Annotated in this window: 13 protein-coding genes and 1 pseudogene; 9 read left to right on the forward strand and 5 right to left on the reverse strand. The window is 69.2% G+C overall.

Annotation, left to right across the window (positions count from 1 at the left end; genetic code table 11):
- Positions 1–12 precede the first annotated feature (12 nt).
- Together pglX and pglW are read right to left on the reverse strand one after the other, a co-directional pair.
- Positions 13–3,645 carry a BREX-2 system adenine-specific DNA-methyltransferase PglX gene (gene pglX, locus AB0917_RS01880; protein WP_366817471.1) on the reverse strand — a complete coding sequence of 1,211 codons (3,633 nt, stop codon included), beginning with the start codon at positions 3,643–3,645 and terminating at the stop codon, positions 13–15.
- Positions 3,642–8,318 (reverse strand): BREX system serine/threonine kinase PglW, encoded by a 4,677-nt coding sequence (gene pglW / locus AB0917_RS01885; RefSeq protein WP_366817473.1) that lies wholly within the window; start codon positions 8,316–8,318, stop codon positions 3,642–3,644. Before pglW ends, pglX begins: the two co-directional genes overlap by 4 nt.
- A gap of 378 nt (positions 8,319–8,696) precedes the next feature.
- On the opposite strand from pglW, the gene AB0917_RS01890 reads away from it, so the two are divergent.
- The 4 genes and pseudogenes from AB0917_RS01890 to AB0917_RS01905 form a co-directional block, all read left to right on the forward strand.
- Positions 8,697–9,533, forward strand: coding sequence for a vWA domain-containing protein (locus tag AB0917_RS01890; protein WP_366817474.1), 837 nt, complete (start codon positions 8,697–8,699; stop codon positions 9,531–9,533).
- Positions 9,530–10,384 (forward strand): hypothetical protein, encoded by an 855-nt coding sequence (locus tag AB0917_RS01895; protein ID WP_366817475.1) that lies wholly within the window; start codon positions 9,530–9,532, stop codon positions 10,382–10,384. The genes AB0917_RS01890 and AB0917_RS01895 overlap by 4 nt, the downstream gene beginning before the upstream one ends.
- Positions 10,381–12,570, forward strand: a complete 2,190-nt coding sequence (locus tag AB0917_RS01900) for a hypothetical protein (RefSeq protein WP_366817476.1) — start codon at positions 10,381–10,383, stop codon at positions 12,568–12,570. The genes AB0917_RS01895 and AB0917_RS01900 overlap by 4 nt, the downstream gene beginning before the upstream one ends.
- Before the next feature lie 36 nt (positions 12,571–12,606).
- Positions 12,607–12,783 (forward strand): annotated as a pseudogene (locus AB0917_RS01905) (molybdopterin cofactor-binding domain-containing protein); the annotation flags it as partial.
- A 92-nt stretch (positions 12,784–12,875) separates the two neighbouring features.
- Here the strand turns inward: AB0917_RS01905 and AB0917_RS01910 are convergent.
- Positions 12,876–13,373, reverse strand: coding sequence for a MarR family transcriptional regulator (locus AB0917_RS01910; RefSeq protein ID WP_366817477.1), 498 nt, complete (start codon positions 13,371–13,373; stop codon positions 12,876–12,878).
- Positions 13,374–13,664: 291 nt separating this feature from the next.
- Between AB0917_RS01910 and AB0917_RS01915 the strand changes: the two genes are divergently transcribed.
- A complete protein-coding gene (locus AB0917_RS01915) occupies positions 13,665–14,798 on the forward strand; it encodes a GDSL-type esterase/lipase family protein (RefSeq protein WP_366817478.1) in 1,134 nt (377 codons plus the stop codon).
- A 30-nt stretch (positions 14,799–14,828) separates the two neighbouring features.
- Here the strand turns inward: AB0917_RS01915 and AB0917_RS01920 are convergent, their stop codons facing one another.
- On the reverse strand, positions 14,829–15,476 hold the full coding sequence (locus tag AB0917_RS01920; protein WP_366817479.1) for a nitroreductase family protein: 648 nt from the start codon (positions 15,474–15,476) through the stop codon (positions 14,829–14,831).
- Positions 15,477–15,724: 248 nt separating this feature from the next.
- On the opposite strand from AB0917_RS01920, the gene AB0917_RS01925 reads away from it, so the two are divergent.
- The 4 genes from AB0917_RS01925 to AB0917_RS01940 all read left to right on the forward strand — a co-directional run bounded on the left by AB0917_RS01925 (position 15,725) and on the right by AB0917_RS01940 (position 19,561).
- A complete protein-coding gene (locus tag AB0917_RS01925; protein ID WP_366817480.1) occupies positions 15,725–16,774 on the forward strand; it encodes an iron-siderophore ABC transporter substrate-binding protein in 1,050 nt (349 codons plus the stop codon).
- A gap of 50 nt (positions 16,775–16,824) precedes the next feature.
- Positions 16,825–17,862, forward strand: a complete 1,038-nt coding sequence (locus AB0917_RS01930) for an iron chelate uptake ABC transporter family permease subunit (protein ID WP_366817481.1) — start codon at positions 16,825–16,827, stop codon at positions 17,860–17,862.
- Entirely contained in the window at positions 17,859–18,926 is a 1,068-nt protein-coding gene (locus tag AB0917_RS01935) for an iron chelate uptake ABC transporter family permease subunit (protein WP_366817482.1), read from the forward strand. The genes AB0917_RS01930 and AB0917_RS01935 overlap by 4 nt, the downstream gene beginning before the upstream one ends.
- 83 nt (positions 18,927–19,009) lie before the next feature.
- Positions 19,010–19,561: a hypothetical protein gene (locus tag AB0917_RS01940; RefSeq protein WP_366817483.1), complete on the forward strand. Its 552-nt coding sequence runs from the start codon at positions 19,010–19,012 to the stop codon at positions 19,559–19,561.
- Between the two features lie 267 nt (positions 19,562–19,828).
- Here the strand turns inward: AB0917_RS01940 and AB0917_RS01945 are convergent, their stop codons facing one another.
- The gene (locus AB0917_RS01945) at positions 19,829–20,485 is read right to left on the reverse strand and encodes a DedA family protein (RefSeq protein ID WP_366817484.1); all 657 of its coding nucleotides are present in this window, start codon (positions 20,483–20,485) and stop codon (positions 19,829–19,831) included.
- Between the last annotated feature and the right edge of the window lie 160 nt (positions 20,486–20,645).

The following is a 20,645-nucleotide window of genomic DNA, read 5'->3' on the forward strand; positions in this document are numbered from 1 at the left end:
ATCGAGTGCGGGTTACTTCTTCTTGGCGCCCCGCTTGACGGCGACTGGCCGCCAGGCGCGCAGGTCGTCGTCGGTGAGCCCGTTCTCACCCTGAACCATCTGCCGGTCGCCCCGGAAGTAGGTGGCGGGGGAGGAGCCGAAGGTGGCGTCGAACTCGTGGTGCCACTGATCAAGCCAGGGCTGGAGCTCCAGCAGGCCCGCGAGGAATGGGGTCAGCTCTTCGGCGGTCAGGGCCTCGTGGAACGCGATGTACGCGTCGAGTGCGTACGCCTGCTCACGGTGATCCCAGCCGGCCCAGCCGTACAGCTCGGGCGTGGCCGCGTTGCTCTGCCCGTACGAGATGAACCGCTCCTTGGGCACGTCGAGCTTGCCGCGCGCCTTCCAGAAAGAGGGCCGCAGAAAGTCGGCGGAGGTGTACTTCGGCGGTACGGGGATGGTGTCCCGGATCTTCCGCTTGGCCAGCTCGTCCGGGGCCGCGTCCTCTTGCCGCTGGAGATCCCACACGTGCTCCCAGTCTGCGCGCTTTTTGAGCCCGGAGGGCTTGTAGCGCAGGGCGGCGAGGAACGGCACGTGCTCGCCGGTCATCAGCTCAGCTACGACAACGTGGAGTTCCTTGTGCGGCTCGTAGATCTTGGCGACGGAGACGAAGTCCTTGTCGCGGGAGAGGGCGTCGGTGAGACGGGAGAGGGTGACGAGGGCGGGCAGACCGTTCTCGTCGAACCAGTGATCCCGCTTCTCGATCCGGTCCAGCAACCAGGAGTGGAGGGCCTTCTGCTGGAGGGTGTCCCAGCCTTCGGTAACCCAGCGGCGCTTGTACTCGGGTCGCTCGATCATGCCGATGGCACGACTCGACTCGATAGCGTCGATCCGCTTTTGTACGACCTCGCGGTATGCGTCGGGCCAATGGGCGGGGATTTCCGTGATGGGGGTAGAACCGTGACGCTTGAACCACTCGTCGCTTGATTCGCCAGCGACAACGCTGCGGGCGAGCGCGATCTCGAAAGCGCGCTCGCCAAGAGCTAGGTCTGGAATATCGCATGAGTGTGGCGATGTGACCGTGCGCAGGTCCTCCGGATCCAGCTTGTAGACGGAATAGACATGCCAGTCGAGTTCTTCCTGAAGAGCAATCATGCGAGCGCGGACTTTGAGCCACTTGGAGCGTGCCTCGCGAAGGGTGGAGCTTTCAGGGAGCGACTCGGTGGTGAGGAATGATGGGGCGTTGGTGGCCTGTCGTTGGGCAAGGGAATCCAAGGTTGTGGCGAGATGGGTACGATAAGCCTCGGGGATGGGAAATTCTTGGAGCTTGGTTGCAGTGAACTCGTAGAAGTCCTCGAAGGGAATTGTTGACTGACGGGCTCCTTTCGTGTCTACTGTGCTGCCCTTGTTGTGGCTGACCATCTTGAGCCAGTATGCGGCTGTGGAGCTATTGAGTAGCCCCACAAGTTGCACGTGGTCATCCTCGGTCGCACCCTCATGCAACTTCATTAGGGGGGCAGTTTGCTTAGAGACGCTATCGCCCCTGTCCAGGACAAAGTGGTTGTGCGTCGAGACGAAGGGAAACCTGATAGTCCAGTGATGAGCACCCCGACTCGGTGCGACTTGATGCCATTCATGCCATTCTCGGCCATCGGAAAAATATGTGCCCTTGGAGAATGTGGCGCGCCTTCCCATTACCGTTCTACCGGGCCAGAGCCACTGATAGGCGCCGGAATTCGTCGGTAGATCTCGGAGCTGAAGGTCGCGTGTATATGGAAAGAAGCAGTAGGTGTCGCCAGTGCGTAGCCAGTCGCGGAGATCGTCGCCGAGGATAAGGTCTTTGCCGAATTCTGACTCACCGCCACGTCGATTCCAGGCGCTGCGCGTTGACAGCATGATATCGTCGGCATTTGTCATGCCAAAGATGCCCAAGCGGCGAGTTAGTGGATGGAGGTTCGACTTCCGAGAGGCCTCCAACTGTTCGATCATTTCTAGGCCACCGTCAGCCAGCACCCATGGTTGGCTGCTGAAGTAGCGCTCGCGCTGCAAATCGTCGACTGAGACCCACTGGCTCGCTGAACCGGGTTTATCAATCTGGTTGACGATCGCACACCAGACCTTGCCATCCTCGCCCCTATCTGGCACGGACGGTTCGCCTCGCACGCTTCGTACTGTGCGAATTGCGTGAGAGCGGCTACTTCCTCCACGGTGCTTTCCCACCAAAATGACCGTAGGAGTTCCGTGCCCCGGAATGTAGGCTCCGGACGTGTCAATGACCTCGGTTAGTTCTGCTTGATGGCCGAAGTACGTCTCGATCAACCGTGTGCCAAACTCTCGCTTCATGAAAGAGTTGGCGGTAATTTGCCCTACCATTCCGTAGCCAGAATTACTGCCGGTGTCTCCGGTCCTCGCTAGCTCGAAGAAGCGTTGGGCGAATGGCACGGATAGTGCGTACTTTCCTGCGCAAGCATCATAGAGGCTTCGGTACAGCTCGTTGAGATTTCTGTCCTTCACTGTGATGTAGGGGGGATTTCCCGCCACCACGTGATAACGCCCCTGTATGAGGACCTCCGGATGCTCGTCCAAGTCCTCCGTCTCGTACTTGAATTCCGCCAGCTCGTCCGCGCCCTCCTCCTCAAGCCCATCAAAGAGGTTCCCCTGCTTATGTCGGTGCTTGATCAGCGAGTCCCCCACCGCCAAGTGAATCGGCCACTCGTACCCCGCCGCCTCCCCCAGCGTCCGCACCCCACTGGCCGCCATAGCAGCCACCAGCAACCGGAACCGCGCGATGGCCACCGCGAACGGGTTCAGGTCCACCCCGTGCACCGAGTCCAGCGCAGCTGCCACCCGCTCATGCACATCGCGCCCCGGCTGCCCGTCCGCCCACAGCCGCACCAGCCGACGGAACGCCCCCAGCACGAAGTGCCCCGACCCGCACGTGGGGTCGATCATCTTCAGGCCCTCGTACCCGAACTCCCGTACCGCCGGAGTCATCGTCCGGTCGAGGATGAACTCCTCCACGAACTCCGGCGTCTGCAGCAGCGCGTACGTCTTCCGCGCCGCCTCGCTCAGGTCCTGGTACAGGTCGCCCAGGAAGCGGGTGTCCCAGCCCTTTGTGCCGTCGCCGTCCTCCTCCAGCGGGTCCGTGAAGTCGTGGACGAGCACGCCTTCCTCGTCCCGGGCCCGCCAGAAGTCGACCAGGTCGCGGGCTCCGTCGTGGGACAGAGGGATCTGGAACAGCGGGTTGTGTTTCCTGTCGAAGAGCAGCCGGCCCGCCTGGCCCGCGCCCAGTTCCTCGAACGCCGTCTCTAGCCAGCCCCGGTACGTCGGGTCGTCCGACGTGGACACGTAGTCCTCGAAGCGGGCCAGCGCTAGGTCGCGGCGGTCGTCCTCCGGGGCTGTCAGATACGGCTCCGGGATCAGGTGGTTGTCCTCGCAGAAGCGGACGAACACCGTGCCCAGCACCCACGCCACCGCGACCTGCGTGACGCGCTCGTCCAGCCAGGAGTTCCAGGTCGCCGCCGTACGGCCCAGCTTTCGGGCCCGGTCGTACTCCGTACGCAAGCGCGTACCCACCTCGGTCACGGCCTTCACCTGTTGGGACAGGTCCGTCTCGGCCGCCTTGACCTGCTGCTTCAGGTCGTTCAACAGAGCCTTGCGGTCGATCACTTGGTTTCTCCCTGGTGTTGCTGGATGCCGCTTCTGGCGGCGGGTACGGACCGGTGGACGTCGTCCACCCACGCGTCCGGAAGTTCGATCCACTCGCCCAGGCCCGTCTGATAGGCGACCGCGACCTGGCCGAGCTTCGGTTCGCGGGCCGGGTCGCCCTGCGGGACCAGCAGCCACAGCCCCCGTCCGCCATGGCGTGCCGCCTGGGCCAGTCGGTGCAGGACGCCCATCGCGTCGTACCGGGCGAAGACATGCGCGTCCGTCAGTAGCACCGGCGGCGTCCCGGGGCCGCCCTCCGCCAGCAGCTCCCGTACACGCGGTTCCACCGAGCCCCACGCCGTACGCGCGTACTCGGCGAACTTCACCGCGCCCCGGTGCCCCGGCTCTGCCGCGTCCGCCTTCAGCAGGGTCTCCCACGTCGGCTTCGTGCCCGGCGGGACCAGTGTGTGCAGGGCGTCCAGGAACAGCTGAGTCGCGGACACCGCGTGTGCGCCCAGCGCGCCGTCCCCGGTCTCGCGGGCCAGGGACCGTACGGCCTTCGGCGAGAGGTCCTGGCGTACCGTCAGAACCCGGTAGCCGTCCTTGCGGGCCGACGCGACGAGGCGCTCATCGGTGCGTACGGCGGCTGCCACCAGTGGATCGTCCGCGTAGCGCGTGACCGCGGCCAGGTTCGTCGAGCGGCCCCAGCTGTCCGTGGTGAGATAGCTGGACGCCGCGTCCATCCTCGTCGGGAGATAGCGCAGGGTCCCGGTGTCCTCGCGGGTGGCGAGGGTCAGCTCGAAGCCCGCCTCGCGCAGCGCCTTCGTCAGCGGGCCGGCCGTCGGCAGGTCGGCGGTCGTGCCGCCCCGGCCGTCCGGCACGACCAGCTCCGGGAAACGCGCCCGTACCCGCTCGTGCACATCGGCACCGGTGATCCCCGGCTGTCGTCCCTCCGGGACTCCTGGGATCAGGCGCACGAGACCGGCCTGGGTGAGGCGCAGCGCGCGGACCAGATCCAGATCGCGGGGGTAGATCTCCAGGCGGGGGGTCGCCGCAGCGTTCTCGGAGGCGGCGGCGGCCAGCTCGACCAGGCGGCGTTCGTCCCATTCCACCGACCCCGGCGGCGGTGCCAGCGCCGCCAGCTCGCCCAGGACTGTCGTCGCTGTCGGCAGGGTGTCCAGCTCCGCCAGGCCGCCGGCCTTCCTGCCTAGCCGGGCCGCGTAGTCAAGGAGGCCGGGAGCCGTGGGGGTGTCCGGCGGGTCGCCCGCTGTCCCCGCGCTCTCGTCCGGCTCCCGGACGTCCAGGGCCAGCAGACCCGCGCCGAGGGACTCGTCGGTGGCGCGCCGGTTGGGCTGGTGCTGGAACTGGGCGCTCTCCGGGTCGAACTGCTCCAGCTCCACCACGGCCCGTACCGCAGCCAGCGCCAGGGCCCGGCGCTGCTCCCGCTCGGACAGCTGCGTACCGCGACGCACCGCGAGGGCGTCGGCGATCTCCGAGGCGGACGCGATCCGGCCCAGCCCCTTCAGGAGATCCATGATCTCGGCGCGCAGCGCCTGCACGGCCGGGTCCTTCTTCCAGCGCTTCCGCTCCTCCTTGAGCATTTGGTAGACGCGCTGCGGGGTCACTCCCACCAGTTCTGCGACGTCCTTCGGCCGGGGCCAGACCCCGATGGCCGGCAGAACGCCGCGCTCGTTCGGCAGGCGCAGCAGCAGACGGACCATCTCCACCTTGCTGCTGTTCGCGCCGTTGTTGTTCAGCTCCGGCACCAGGATCGTGGCGAGCGTGTCGAGGCTGACCGAGCGGAGTGCCGCCCCCGACAGTCCCGCCGACTTGCCGTTCGTGGCGAGGGCGTCGACCACCGCCGCCTCGCCCGAGGTGAGCTGTGCCAGCTCCTCCTTTGCCTCTGCCCGGCCTCGGGCCGTCAGGGGGGACACCGGTGCCTCGCGCAGCAGCTCGCCCCACTCCCGCTGGCGGCGCTGCACCTCGCCCCGGGTTTTGGCACCGAGGCCCGGCGCGTTGACGAGCTTGCGGCGGCTGTAGTCGAGCAGGCCGCCGACGGTGGTGATGTCCAGGCCGTAGAGGAAGGACTGGGCGGCCTCGGTGAGCCCGGCCGCCGAGAGGTGGGTCTCGCGGGTGACGTCCTTGGCGAGCCGGTCGCGCTGCTGCTCAGCGCTGAGCGGCTCCGCGTCCGCGATGGCGGGGCGGCCGTCTTCGGAGACCGGTGCCGGAGTGGTGGCAGGGCGGGAGAAGCTGGACGGAACGGTCTGCGAGGCGTCCAGGAAGATCTTCCGCCAGGCGTCCCGCATCGGCTTCAGCTCGGGATAGCGGCGGGCGGCGTCCCGGTGAAGGGCCTTCTGGAAGAACGCGACCAGCCCGTCCCGTACCGCAGGCTCGAAGGCGTCGGCCGCCACCGTCGGGTGCGGGAACTCCTGGTGGTCGGTCTGACGGGGCAGGACGGAGCCGTCGCCCCACTTGGGCAGCTCACCGGAGGCCATCTCGTGCAGGGTGACCGCGACGGCGTAGCGCTCCGCGTGGGAGTCGTAAGCGGTGCGGGTCAGCGTGCCGATGAACGGGTCCAGGTAGCCGTCCGTGCCCGCCTCGTACTCCCGGGCCGGATAGCCGGCCAGCGAGAAGTCGATCAGGACCAGTTCGCGGGTGCGGTTCGGGCGGACGCGGATCGCGATGTTGTCGGGCTTGATGTCCCGGTGCCAGACGCTCTCGCCCTCCAGAAAGTCGACCGCGCCGAACAGGTACTCCCCGTACGCCTCCAACTGGTCCACCTGGAGCCGCCCGCTGTCGCGGAGCTGGCGGGCCACCGTCTCCTGGCGGCGTCGGGCGCGCTTGGACCCCGTCTCCGTGCTCTCCGCGTCGTCGTCCCGCTCGTCGCCGACATACTCCAGGGCGAGCAGAGTCCGTTCCGCGATGCGCAGGGGCTCCGGCTCGACGAGGCGAATGACGCGGGAGTCCGGGCGCAGCCGCCCCATCACCGCCGCCTCCCGGGCAAGAACCTCGCCGCGGCCGTCGGACAGAGCCACCTTCAGGACGGCCAGCGGCCGAGTACCGCGCGCCGCTGCCTCCAGGTCCCGTACCAGGAAGGCGCGGCTCGTCGAGCCTGTCCCGAGGCGTCGGCGGACTTCCCAGCGCCCGCCCAGGACATCTCCGGCGACGGCTTCCAGCGGGTCCTTCTCCGAAACCTCCGAGCTGGGCGACGCCGAAGGGGCGGTGAGCGCGTCCTCGACCAGCTCCAGCATCTCCAGGAACTCGTCGACCGTGGAGAGCCGCCGATCCGGGCTGTACGCGGTGGCCGCCTGCACCAGGTCGTCGATGTCCTCGGACAGGCCGTCCACCAGCGAACTCGGACGCAGCCCTTCACCCGCCTCCAGCCGGGCCAGCAGCTCGGCCTGGCTGGCGGCAGGTGCTCTGCCGGTGACCAGGAGGTAGGTCAGGACGCCGAGCCCGTACACGTCCAGATACACCGGGTCCGCGCTCGGGGCCCGCAGCTCGGGGGCGAGATAGGCGTCCGAGCCCTCGGCGAGGTGCGTCGTGGACAGCGCTGTCGGGGCGAGCCGGGTCGAACCGGGTGCCGTGCCGCCCTGCTGGGTCGCGATCTGCCAGTCGGAGATCTGCAGCTTGGGGGTCAGCCACGAGGCTTCCTCTCCCAGGGCGTGGTCACGCCGCCCCCGGTCACGCGGTATGACGTGCACCGAGCGGGCCGCGAGCGCCCGGTGGAAGATCCGGCTGGAGTGGGCGGAGCGCATCGTCTCGGCGAGCTGCCGTACCAGTGCCATCCGGCCGAGGATGTCGAGCTTCTCGCCGTACTGGAGTAGGTACTCGTCCAGCCGCAGAGTCTGTGGGTGGTAGTCGAAGATCAAGGCAGGCCCCGCCGAGTGCCCCGACGGGTTGTACTGCTTGAGCTGCACGACGCCGAGATGCTGGAACCTCTGCAGCACCGCGGCCTCGCGCCGGGCCGCGTTCTCCACCGACCGGCGAATGGTGGCGTCCGAGCCGCGCTCCCTCAGGTACACGCGGACACGGGCGGTCTCCGGTAGCTCGCTGTGTTCGGCCAGGTAGTCCGCCCAGGACGGCCCGGTGTCGAAGGACTTCCGCTTCAGCTCGTAGGGACCGACCTTGAACTCGGCATCGCTCTTGCGGATGCCGACACGGTCCAGAGCCTTCTTGATGTCACGGGAGCCGGGTGCGGTGATCCGGCGGCGTTCGTCACGCGGTGGTTGCTTGAGCATGGTGACCAGCTCGTCGACGGTGTACACGCCGTTCTGGTCGTTGGTCGGAAGGCGGATGCGTAGTGAGCCCTCGGTGAAACAGACGGCCTCGCCCACCCATACTCGCCTGCCATGCTGGCCCAGCAGGCCCGCCAGCTCCTTCGCCTTCTTATCGACCAGATGCAGCGGATTGCCGTGCGGGATGCGACGGCCGTTCCGCGTGGTCTGCACCCACGTGCCGTTCTCACTGGTGAGAGAGCCGTGCCAGTTCTTCAGTTCGATCATGCAGACGCCACCGGGAGCGACCACGAGCAGGTCCACCTCACGGACGTGGCCGCTGTTCGCGGTGAAGGTGAAATTCGACCACGCCCGCCACGGATCGGCGTCCGGCAACTGCTCGCGGATGGCCTTCAGCCCACGCCGCTCATGGTCGAACTCCGACTCGGTGACCGTGGTCCACCGGCCTTCTCGCATGCGCTGTCCCCGCCCGTTGATTTCCGTATCCCGTGGTTACACCCGGTCGGCCCGTCGTGTCGAGCGAGCTGATGGCAGAGGCACCCGGAGGGAAATCCTAACGTCGCCGCTCGGGTACCGAGGCGGCTGCACAGCGCCCACCGCCACCTGGTAGGCACCGCTGGGGCGGCATGCTCGAACGGCCGCGTCCGGCCGAGTCGTGCACGGGCAATTCGGGAAGAAGCACTTTGATCGAATCCACCCCCGGACCTGGCTCCTCGCTCTACCATCCGACCGGGGGGTCTCGGCGTCCCGGCGAGTGCCGGGGCCCGAACGTACGTGTGTCGCGTGAGCTCCTCCGACGACCGATCCACTTTCGCAGTCCGCCAGGAGCGCAGCGTGCCGTACACGGCCGAGATCAGCCGCACCAATCCGACGAGCATCATCTTCCTCGTCGACCAGTCCACCTCGATGAGTGACCCCATCGGCGGTGAGGTTCCTCAGCAGAAGGCCGATGTCGTCGCCGACGCCATCAACCGGCTGCTCACCGAGCTCTCGGTCAAGTGTGCGAAGGAAGAGGGTGTGCGCGACTACTTCCACGTCGCGGTCGTCGGCTACGGGGCCACCGTCGGTTCCGCGTTCGCCGGCGCCCTCGGGGGCCGTGACATCGTTCCCCTCAGCGAGGTGGCGGACAATCCGGCCCGCGTCGACGAGCGGAGCAAGAAGGTGCCGGACGGTGCCGGTGGTCTGGTCGAGACCTCGGTCAGCTTCCCGCTGTGGATGGACCCGATCGCCCACGGCGGGACGCCGATGAACCGTGCTCTCCAGTACGCCGAGAGCCTCGTTTCAGGCTGGACCGAGCGCTACCCGGCGAGCTTCCCTCCGATCGTCATCAACCTGACGGACGGGGAGTCGACGGACGGCGACCCCACAGCGGCTGCCGAGGCCATCACCTCGCACGCGACGGCAGACGGGGCCGCCCTGCTTTTCAACCTGCACGTTTCCGCGGCGGGCGGAACCCCTACCGCCTTCCCGGATACCGCCGACGGTCTCCCTGACAGCTACGCCCGCACGCTCTTCTCCATGTCGAGCCCCTTGCCGAGCCACATGCGTTCGTACGCCGCCTCGCAGGGGCAGCGGGTCAGCGAGACCACCCGGGGATTCGTCTACAACGCGGACATCACCACGGTCGTGCAGTTCCTCGACATCGGCACGCGCGCCACCGAACTGCGGTGACGCATCCGCCTTCCTGTGTGTATGTCACGCACCTCGTAGCCCCCAAGTACGGCAGCACGCCGGCGGAATGCGAGGACGCCGTCGTCGTGCTGCCCGACCACTCGCACGATGACATGCTGCGTGAACCACTTACCGTGGGAGTCTGCGACGGGGCCACCGAGAGCGCACTGGCGAAGGACTGGGCACGGCTGCTGGCTCGTTCGGCGGCAGAGCAAGCGCTGAGGCAGCCCGATCTGCTGGCCGGCGGTGCCGCGTTCGAGCAGTTCGCAGCATCGGCCGTCGGTCAGTGGGAACCCTGGCTCGCGCAGTACACACAGGAGCGCGTCGCCGACGGACGTCCGCTGAAGTGGTACGAGCACACCAAGCTCGCCGAAGGTGCCTTCGCGACGCTGCTCGCCGTGCGCGTGGACCCGGACCGCGGACCTCGGACCGATGCCGCCGCGCCCGCCCAGGGCTGGCGGTGGCGGGCCGCAGCCCTCGGGGACAGCTGCCTCTTCCACCTGCGCGACGACCGGCTGCTCAAGGCGTTCCCGGTGGCGGCGGCGGAGGACTTCGGCACAGTCCCTGACCTGTTCGGAAGCCGCAACCATGACGTGGCGCTGCTGGCTCACCGCACGCGGTTCACCGAAGGCGAGTGCCTGCCGGGCGACCGGTTGTTCCTGGCCACCGACGCGCTGGCCGCGTGGTACCTGTCGGCGCCGGACCCACTGGCCGCCGTACGCGAGCTGCTGGAGTTCTCCGGCCCCGACGATCTGGACGACTTCGTGGACTGGTTGAACGGCCTTCGTAAACGTCAACAACTGCGCAATGACGATGTAGCGGTCGTACGGGTCGATTTCGAAGGGAGATGACCGTGGGATCGCCCACCGCGCCGCAGCCGCAGTTTCCCAGCGGTGCCGCCTACGCGGAAGCGCTGCAGCACACACAGCTGTGCTTCCGGCACCCTGAACTCAAGGGCGCACGGCCAGAACTGACCAAGCTCGGGCTGCCTCGCGCCATCTCTGGGGCTTTCGCGAGTGTCTTCTCGCTGACCTCGGCGAGTTCGGGCCAGCGGTACGCGGTCAAATGCTTCACTCGCTACGTCCCCGATCAGGAACGGCGCTACCAGGCCATCAGCGCGAGGCTTGCGCAGCTGGAACAGGCTGAACTCTCCCAGCCGTGGAACCTCGGTTTCGAGTACCTTCCCGACGCGATCAGCGTGGGCCAGGAACGCTACCCCGTCCTGAAGATGGAGTGGATCGAGGCCGTCACTCTGTCCTCCTGGCTCGACGACAACCACGCCGACCGATTCGCGGTGGACCGCCTGGCCGACCGGTTCGCGGCGCTGACCCGCGACCTGTCCCAGCATGAGATCGCCCACGGGGACCTGCAGCACGGCAACCTGCTGGTCGCCGGCGACGACACGCTGCGCCTGGTCGACTACGACGGCATGTACGTGCCGGCACTGGACGGCCTGGGCGGCACCGAACGAGGCCACCGCAACTACCAGTCGCCCCTGCGCGGGAACGACGATTTCGGGGTGGAGCTGGACCGGTTCTCGGCCTGGGTGATCTTCATGTCGCTCAAAGCCATCGCCACCGACCCCGCCCTGTGGAACAGGCTGCACCAGCCGAGTGGCGAGTTTCTGCTGCTCACCGAGGAGGACTTCAGCAGCCCTGGCGGTTCTACAGGACTGCAGACGCTGCTGGCTCACCCCGACCGGACGGTCAGTGCTCTTGCCGACCGAGTGAGGTCACTGGCCTTCCAGCCGCTGGAACTGCTTCCCCCGCTCTCCGACGCCATCCCGAAGCCGCGTACGGCCCCGACGGCCACCGCGACGTCCGCATCTCCCGCCGCCTCTGCGGCCTCGGGAGGTACAGGCGGACTGCCCGGCTGGATGACGAGCCATGTCCCGCCACAGGCGGGACTTCCTCCGGCCGCGCCCGCCATCACGGCACCGGGAGGCTTCCGCACCAGGACGGCTCTGGATGTCGTCACGGCGCTGTCGTGGCCGCTCCTGCTGGCCATGACCGGCGTGCTGCTCATGGCCGGACTCCCGATGCCGACCGCCGTGGCCGGCGCACCCGTCGCCATGGCCGTCGTCCTCACCGCGCTTGCGCGGAGCTGCCGCGTCGAATGCGCCCAGTCGCGAGCCGCCCTGTCCGGGCTGACGCAACAACTGGCCCAGCTCGACGATCCGGTCAAGGCAGCGGAGAAGCTGCGCAAGGAGAAGGCGAAGTTCGAGGCCGCGGAGTCGAAACGGAGCGCCGCCTATCCCAAGGAGCAGGACAAGCTCACGGCCCGATACCACGCCGAGCTCAAGGAGGCCGAACAGCGCAAGATCCGCAAACAGCGCGATATTGACAAGAAGATCGCCGGACTCGCCGAAGATCTGCGAAAGACTCTGACGAAGGCTCTCACCGACAAACAGAACGCATATGTCCGGGACCGGCTGGGCCACAGACTGATCGCCAAGTCCCCGCCGCATGGGATCGGGCCGACGCTTGCCGCACGGCTTGCAGCCGCAGGGATTCGGTCGGCGGCCGACTTCACCGGGTACCGGACGGTGCAGAACAGTTCGTTCAACAGCACCGGCGCCGTCATCGTTCTGAGTAACGGCAGTTTCGTGAACGTCACAGGTATCGGCGAGGCTAAGGCCATTGCCCTTGATGTCTGGCGTAGTGAGGTGGTCGCCTCCGCCGTAGCTCGGCAACCGAAGGCACTCGGTGCGGCAGAGCGGCAGCAGATCGAGCAGGGAATCGCCCGACGCCGGGCCCAGCTCGCCGATCAGCGCAATGCGGTTGACTCTGCTACCGAAGCCTTGCGTACGCAGGTGCGCAATCAACTGGAGGATGACCGATCGCGGCTCACCGGGGAGCACACGCTCGCAGGCGAACAAGCTGCTCGGCAGCGGCAGGAGTTCAGTCGGCGGACTGTCGCACTGCAGCAGAACAGCGCGCTCCACAGCGGGCTGAGTGCCTCAGTTCAGGCCGCCAGGATGCGTCAACGCGGGCTGTCCCACGCACGCTATGTTCAGTTCCTCTACACCGGTCGTTGAGTGAGGACGCCCGGCCTCGTCACCGTGCTGGACAATGGGTCCGAGTCACGCATCGCCCGCCCTGGGGACAACGTCGTCGATGAGGTGCGAGGCGAGATCGGCTCGGTGGAGGAGGGGTTCGCCGAGGCCGACGTCGTGTACGAGGAGATCTTCCCCGCCCAGCGCGTCCAGCACGCCAGTCTGGAGACGCGCGGCGCGGTCGCCCGGTACGAGAGCGGCGAGGCCGACGCCCGACCGCACCCCGGGTGCGCGGGGCGTCCACACCTGCCGGTGACAAACCGGCGGCCGGAGTGCCCGCACCCGGCTCAGCCCACGTCGAGGATCTTGCCCATCAGCCGGGTCAGGGTTCTGCGCTCGGCCGCCGTGAGGGAGCCGAAGGCCCGGTCCAGCAGGTGCGGCACCCCCTTCTCGGCCTCCTCCAGGACCGGCCCGGCCTCCGGTGTCAGCGTCACCGCGTAGGCCCGGCGGTCCCGGGGGTGGCGCTCACGCCGTACGAGGCCGGAGTCCTCCAGCCCGTCGATGCATCCCACCATCACGCTGCGGTCGATGCGCAGCTGCTCGCTGAGCTCCTGCTGCGAACAGGGGCCCACGTCGCTCAGCATCTTCAGCACGAGGTGCTGGGCCGTGGTGAGCCGGCGCCCGGCCAGCTCCTCGTCGAGCGTGCGGGTCACCAGCGTCGTCGCCCGGCACAGGGCGATGTCCGGCCGTTCCTGCGCGAGTCGGGAGAAGTACCGGTCGCGTCCGCCGGCTTCCGGCTCCCGGCTGGGCGAGGTGAGACGGGACGGCTGTGGGGCGGCGGCCATGACTGCTCCTCGTGGATCCAGGGCGGCGGGCCCCGTTCAGCGTTGCGGGATGGTCCGGTTCCAGAACGTTTCCGCTCGCCGTTCTCCACCCGCCGTTTTCCGCCCACCGTCTTCGCCATCAGCCTAGCCTCATCGGTGGGGGCGGAGCGGTTCCGGAGTGGTGCATGCATGAGCGAGATTGTTTGGGTGGAGACTATTTCTGCTGATACGTTTGTGTCGTCCCGTCGGCCTTGTGGTCCCGCGCCGACGGGGTCTCCTGGCGCACCGCCCGGCCCTGGAAGGTGACCGCTCATGTCGACCGACGCCTCTGCCTCTGCCCCTGCTTCTGTCGCTGCCGATGCCCGCCCCGCCCGGTCGGATCGGTCTTCCACGGAGCGGCTCACGCCGGACGATCCCAGGCTGTCCTTCGACGGCGTCACCGGCTGGAGCCGGGACGACGGTGGTGACGGCGGCAGTGGTCTGCTGCCGCTGCGGATGCCCCTGGACCGGCTCGGCACCGCCCTGTCGCCCACCCTCGCGCGACTGGCCCGTACCACCGCCGGGGTCCGTTTCGCGGTCCGGACGGACGCGGCCGCCATCGAACTGGAGGTGGTGACCGGGCCGGGCGGTTCGCCGCTGGACCTCCGGGTCGATGGCGTCCTCGTCCACCGCTGGACGGGCGGGCCGGGCCGCCACCGGATCGCCTTCGCCCTGCCCGCCGGTGGCTCACGCCCGGCGGAGGTGGAGGTCTGGCTGCCGCATCTGGGCGTCACCCGGATCGTGGCGGTCTCCCTGAGCGGCCACCGTTCGCCGCCGCTCGCGGTGGACCGGCCGGGCACCCGCTGGGTGGTGTACGGAAGCTCGATCGTCCACTGCATGTTCGCCGCAGGTCCCTCGGAGACCTGGCCCGCCCTCGTGGCGGCGGAGCGCGGGTGGCGGCTGCGGAACCTGGGGCTCGCGGGGGAGGCCTACCTCGACCCCGTTCTCGCGCGGACGATCCGGGACGCGCCGGCGGACCTGATCACCCTGGAGCTGGGCATCAACGCCTACCTCCGGGGCGGGTTCACCGCACGGACCTGGGGACCGGCCGTCTGCGGCTTCGTGGAGGCCGTCCGCGACGGCCACCCGGACACTCCGGTCGTGGTCCTCACCTCGCTCGCCGCTCCCGGGCGCGAAGAGGCCGTCAACGCCGCCGGGATGACGCTGGTGGAGACCCGGGCCGCGACCGCCGAGGCCGTACGCGTCCTCCAGCGCCTGGGCGACCGGGCGCTGCACCTGGTGGACGGGCTCACCGTCGTACCCGTGGCGGAGGCGGGGCGGGTGTACGCCGACGGCCTCCATCCCACGGCCGAGGGCGAGCACGTCCTCGCGGACCGGATCGGCGCGGAGCTGGAGAGGGCCCTGCCGGAGGGGGGAGGGGCGGCCCGTCAGCGGTCGGTCCGGTGACGCCGCCCTCGGCCGCTCCGCCGCGCCCGCCTACCAGGTGTCCCAGTGGGCGATCTCGGCCACGTCCCTCCGGGGCCCGGGGCGGAAGTCCGTACCGACCGTGTGCGCGACCGGGACCAACGCGGTCTGGAGCACGGTCTCGTACGGGATGGAGAGCAGCTCGGCGGCCTCACGCTCGTAGTGCAGGTGCGGGGTCGTCCACGCGGTCCCGAGCCCCCGGGAGCGGGCGGCCAGCATGAACTGCCAGACGGCCGGGAGGATCGAGCCCCAGGTGTTGGCCTGGCCCACGTGCGAGGCGTTCTCGTGCCGCCCCTGGACCCGGACGCACGGCACCAGCAGCACCGGGACCTCGTGCAGGTGGTCGAACAGGTACTGGGCGCTCGCCGCGATCCGCTGCCCGCGCACCGGATCGCCCCGGTCCACCCCCTCCCGTACGACCTGCTGACGCGGGCGTGCGAGCCCCAGCCGGTACAGGTCCGCCAGGGCCGCGCGCTTGGCGGGGTCCGTCACCAGGACGAAGTCCCAGCGCTGGCGGTTGCGGCCGGTGGGGGCCTGGGCGGCGAGCCGCAGGCACTCCTCGATCAGGGCGCGTTCCACCGGCCGGTCCAGGTCGAGGCGTCTGCGGACCGCCCGGGTGGTGGTCAGCACTTCGTCGGCGGTCAGGTCGAGCGGGGGCATGGATCTCCGTCCGTACAGCGATCGGCGGGCCCGGGGGTGTGTCCGGCTCCGACGGTACGGAGGATTGATCTGTTGGTCAATCATCTTCAGGGAGATTGAAGTGCTGTCGATTGTGTAGATGGCGCCCTTGTGGCTGCGGCGGGGTGCGCCCTCCTAGGGGGGTGGGGCGGAGGCTCGTGGGGGACCCCGTGCGTGTAGCTTAGGCTTGCCTAACTATCACTCGCTCGTCCCAACCATGAGGAACACCCATGCTCGGCTTCACCCGTGTGCGTCGCCACGCCCTCGCCGCGTCGGCCACCGCCGTCGCCCTCGCCGTCGTCCTGACCGGCTGCTCCTCGGACGGTGACGGCGGCGAGGACACGGCGAAGGACGCCGGGAAGAGCGGTGGCGCCTTCCCCGTCTCGATCAAGAGTTCGCTCGGTACCGCGAAGATCGACGAGAAGCCCGAGCGCATCGTCACCCTCGGCCAGGGCTCCGCCGAGACCGCGATAGCCCTCGGCCAGACCCCGGTCGGCATCGAGAGCTACGCGTGGGGCAGCGACAAGTCCGGCTACCTCCCGTGGATCAACGAGGCCGTGAAGAAGTCCGGCGACAAGCTCCCCAAGCAGTTCGCGGGCGGCGAGGAGATCGACTTCGAGGCCATCACCGAGCTGGAGCCGGACGTCATCCTCGCCCCCTGGTCGGGCATCACGCAGAAGCAGTACGACGTCCTCAAGGACATCGCCCCCACGGTCGCCTACCCGGACCAGGCGTGGAGCACCGACTGGGACCAGCAGATCGACATCATCGGCAAGGCGCTCGGCCGGACCGAGGACACCGACGACCTCAAGGCGGAGATCGAGAAGCAGCTCGCCGACGCCGCGGCCACCCGGCCGAACTACAAGGACGTCACCTTCTCCTACATCTACAACTCCGGCCCCGGCACCCTCGGCGTCTTCAAGCCCGAGGAGCAGCGCGTCAAGATGGTCTCCTCGCTCGGCCTGAAGGTCGACCCGGTCGTCAACGGCTTCAAGGAGACCCCCGGCACCGACTCGGCCCTCATCGGCCTGGAGAACGCCGAGAAGCTGAAGGACAGCGACCTGATCTTCACGTTCTACACGGACGAGAAGAACCGCAAGGAGATCGAGGGCCAGAAGCTGTACGGCGCGATCCCCGCGATCAAGAAGGGCGCCGTCGTCGCGAGCGACGACAACTCCTTCGTCACCGCCTCCTCGATCATCAACCCGCTGACCGTGCCGTGGACGATCGAGCGCTACCTGCCGATCATCGACGAGGCCGTCAAGAAGGCCGGCAAGTAACCCCGGCCGGGTATCCGAAGAACCAGAGCCACCAGGCACACTTCACTCCCATGGCAACCACCACGGTCGCACCGCCGAGCGGCGCCGGCACCTCCCGTACCGGTGCCGCTCGGTCGGCGTTCCTCCTGCTCGCAGCGGTCGCCGCCCTGGCGGTCGCGCTCTGCGCGAGTGTCATGTTCGGCAGCCGCCCCACCTCGCTCGGCGATGTCTTCGGCGTCCTCGGCGGAACCGCCGACGCCAACGTCACCGCCATCATCGAGAGCCGCTACCCCCGCACCGCCCTCGGCGTCCTCGCCGGACTCTGCCTCGCGGTCGCGGGCACCCTCATGCAGGGCGTCTCGCGCAACCCGCTGGCCGAACCCGGACTGCTCGGCATCAACGCCGGAGCCTCCGCGAGCATCGTCGCCGCGACCGCCTGGTTCGGCGCCTCCGGGGCCACCGACACCATGTGGTGGGCGCTGCCCGGAGCGCTGGTCGCCGGAGTGCTCGTCCATGTCATCGGCTCCGCCGGTACGGGGACGAGCGTGGTGCGCCTGGTGCTCGCCGGGGCCGTGCTCACCGCCGTGCTGATGGCGTTCATCCAGGCGGTGACCCTCAGCAAGCCGCAGGTGTTCGACAGCTACCGCTACTGGGTCGTCGGCGCCCTCGGCGGCCGGGACTTCGACGTCTTCTGGTCCGTCCTGCCCTTCGCGGCCGTCGGTTTCCTCCTCGCCCTGGCCCTCGGCCCCGGCCTCAACGCCCTGGCCCTCGGCGACGCGACCGCCCTCGCCCTCGGCTCGCACCCCGCGCGCACCCGGGGCGGCGGGCTGCTCGCCGCCACCCTGCTCAGCGCCGCCGCGACCGCCGCCGTCGGCCCGATCGCCTTCGTCGGCCTCGCCGTGCCCCACGTCGTACGGGCCCTGGTCGGCGTCGACTTCCGGGTCCAGCTCCTCTTCTCCGCGCTGCTGGGCCCCACTCTGCTGCTCCTGGCCGACGTGGTGGGCCGGGTCGTCATGCGCCCCACCGAACTCATGGTCGGGGTCGTCACCGCCTTCATCGGCGCACCCGCGCTGCTCATCGCCGTACGCAGGATGCGGGGGACGACATGACCGTCACCGAACCCCTCCGAGAGTCCGTCAAGGCCCCCCGCGGCTACCTGGTCGTCGGCCGCACCGTGGCGGTGCCGATGCGCCGGGCCTCCGTGTTCGCGGGCACCGGACTCTTCGTGCTCCTGCTCGTGGCCGCCGTGGCGACGCTGACCTGGGGGCGCCTCGGCCTCGACCTCGCCGACCTGCCCGCGGCGCTCGTCGGGGACGCCGAGGGCAAGGACCGCTTCGTCTTCAACCGGCTGCGCGGCCCCCGTCTCACCGTGGCCATCGGGGTCGGCGCCGCGCTCGGCCTCTCCGGCGCGCTGTTCCAGTCCGTCACCCGCAACCCGCTCGGCAGCCCCGACGTCATCGGGCTCTCCGCCGGAGCCGGCGCGGGCGCCGCCATCTGCGCGCTGATGTTCCCCGACACGCTGCCGGTCGCCCTCGGCGCGCTCATCGGCGCGGTCGTCGCGATGGCCCTCGTGTACGTCTCCACCGGCACCGGATTCCGCAACCCCGCCCGGCTCGTCATCGCCGGTATCGGGGTCGCCGCCATGGGCGCCGCCGTCACCCAGTACGTCGTCTACGCCCTGGAACGCGACAAGGCCTCTGTTCTCACCGCCTACGTCAACGGCAGCCTCACCGCCCGCTCCTGGACCGACGCCACCACCATCTGGCTGGTCCTGCTCGCCGCCGCCCCGCTGACCGCGCTGATCTCCCGACGCCTCGACATCGGCGAGATGGGTGACGACATCGCCGAAGCGCTCGGCTCCGAGCCGAAGAAGGCCAAGACCCTCGCCGTGGTCCTCGCCATCGCCCTCTCGGCCGCCGCCGTCAGCGTCTCAGGACCCATCGCCTTCATCGCCCTGACAGCCCCGCAGATCGCCCGGCGCATCACCCGCGGATCCGGCCCCCACCTGCTGCTCTCCGGCCTCACCGGAGGGCTGCTGCTGGTGGCCGCCGACCTCTGCGCCCAGCAGCTGCCGCTCTTCGAGGACCTGCCGGTCGGGATCTACACCATGGCGATCGGCGGTGCCTATCTCGGCTATCTGCTGATCCGTGAGTGGCGCAGGGGGGTGCTGTGACGGCCCGGCCCGGTCCGCGCCACGAAGGCGCGAGGGGCGATGACGACTGGTCACGTACAGGTTCGTCGACCATACTGCCCGCCGTGGAGCAGAGCATAGATCTGAACAAGAAGCCCGAGTTCGCCGCAGGCACCGACCCGGCGTTCATCCCCCTCCCCGGCCTGGCGCCCTCCGCCACACCCCGGAAGACCGAACCGGAATCGGAGACCGGTCCGGAGACGGCGAAGGAGCCGGAACCGGAGAACGACGAAGCACCCGAAGATTCGGCCGCTGAGGCCACCGAGGGCGACGCGGAAGCAGACGCGGACGCCGACACAGACGCGGAAGCGGAAGCGGAAGCGGAAGGAGGCGAGGGCGGCCCGGTCTTCGAGGTCAGCGACCGGCGCGGCTCGATCCGGGTGGCCCGGGAAGGCATCCGGTTCACCCTGGACGACCAGGAGGCCGAGTTCGACTGGGCCGAGATCGGCGCGGTCGAGATGCACCCGGCCCGCTTCGGCCGCAGGTTCACCGTGACCGTGCACCTGTCGACCCGGCGCTGGTTCAATGCCGAGGTCGAGGCGGCCGGCCGGGCCCAGCTGAAAGAGTGGCCGGCCGAGCTGGACGCCGTCCTGGACGCCTACTTCGAGGAGTCCTGAGCGGGCGGCCGGGCCCCGGACACCTCCGGGCGGCACATCCCCGGCGCCATGGCGGCCGGGGCGCCGGAGGGTGCCCGGGGCAGGCGGTGCCGGGAGTGTGCCCGGCGGCGCCCGGCGACCCGGGCGGTGTCCTGAGGCGTTTCTGCGGTGTCCTGGAGCGTCCTAGAGACGTCCTACGGTGTCCTGAGACGTCCTGCGTGTGTCCTGCGGTGTCCTGGGGTGCGCCGCGCCGGAGGGTGATTCCGTACGGGCGCTCGTCACCCGCCGCTACTCACGGCGCCGGGATCCGCCGCGGCCCCGGACGCGCATCACCACGTAACAGGCCAGCGCCAGCACGGCCAGCCCGAGCACGACCCTGGACATGATCCCGACGTACGTCCCGACGACGTCCCAGCTGTCGCCGAGCCAGTAACCCGCCAGCACCAGCACGGTGTTCCACACCAGGCTGCCCGCCGCCGTCAGCCCGACGAACACCGGCAGCGGCATGCGCTCCACACCCGCGGGCACCGAGATCAGACTCCGGATGACCGGCACCATGCGGCCCAGCAGGACCGCCTTGGTGCCGTGGAGCGCGAACCACGCCTCCGTACGCATCAGGTCCGAGGGCTTGACCAGCGGCAGCCTGGCCCAGAGGGCGTGCATCCGCTCGCGGCCGAAGACGGCCCCGAGCCCGTACAGGGCCACCGCCCCGACGACCGAGCCGAGCGTCGTCCAGAACAGGGCGGAGGCCAGGCTCAGCACGCCCTGCGAGGCGGCGAACCCGGTCAGCGGCAGGATGATCTCGCTCGGCAGCGGCGGGAACAGGTTCTCCAGGGCGATGGCGAGCCCCGCGCCCGGCCCGCCGAACGTCTCGACCAGCCCGGTGGCCCAGCCCGCGACGCCACCCTTCGGCTCCGCGGCGGCAGCTGACAGTGCGAGGTGCATGGGGGCTCTCCGGCGTGACGGTGTGATGCGCGGGATCCGGTGCGCGGGAGCGGGACAGCCGCATCCTGCCGCCCATCCTTCCCCAGGCCTGATCCTCTCTCAGGCCCCGGCGAGCCCCACATGCGGTCATCGAGCGGGAACCAGCGCGATCCACGGGGTG

The organism is Streptomyces sp. NPDC007346 (assembly GCF_040703535.1).
In the GTDB taxonomy this organism is placed as follows: Bacteria; Actinomycetota; Actinomycetes; order Streptomycetales; family Streptomycetaceae; genus Streptomyces.

What these genes read in the sequence shown, in the direction of transcription:
- pglW (WP_366817473.1), bottom strand. Translation starts at nt 8,318, where the DNA reads ATGCGAGAAGGCCGGTGGACCACGGTCACCGAGTCGGAGTTCGACCAT.
- AB0917_RS01900 (WP_366817476.1), top strand. Translation starts at nt 10,381, where the DNA reads ATGACCGTGGGATCGCCCACCGCGCCGCAGCCGCAGTTTCCCAGCGGT.
- AB0917_RS01910 (WP_366817477.1), bottom strand. Translation starts at nt 13,373, where the DNA reads ATGGCCGCCGCCCCACAGCCGTCCCGTCTCACCTCGCCCAGCCGGGAG.
- AB0917_RS01915 (WP_366817478.1), top strand. Translation starts at nt 13,665, where the DNA reads ATGTCGACCGACGCCTCTGCCTCTGCCCCTGCTTCTGTCGCTGCCGAT.
- AB0917_RS01920 (WP_366817479.1), bottom strand. Translation starts at nt 15,476, where the DNA reads ATGCCCCCGCTCGACCTGACCGCCGACGAAGTGCTGACCACCACCCGG.
- AB0917_RS01925 (WP_366817480.1), top strand. Translation starts at nt 15,725, where the DNA reads ATGCTCGGCTTCACCCGTGTGCGTCGCCACGCCCTCGCCGCGTCGGCC.
- AB0917_RS01930 (WP_366817481.1), top strand. Translation starts at nt 16,825, where the DNA reads ATGGCAACCACCACGGTCGCACCGCCGAGCGGCGCCGGCACCTCCCGT.
- AB0917_RS01935 (WP_366817482.1), top strand. Translation starts at nt 17,859, where the DNA reads ATGACCGTCACCGAACCCCTCCGAGAGTCCGTCAAGGCCCCCCGCGGC.
- AB0917_RS01945 (WP_366817484.1), bottom strand. Translation starts at nt 20,485, where the DNA reads ATGCACCTCGCACTGTCAGCTGCCGCCGCGGAGCCGAAGGGTGGCGTC.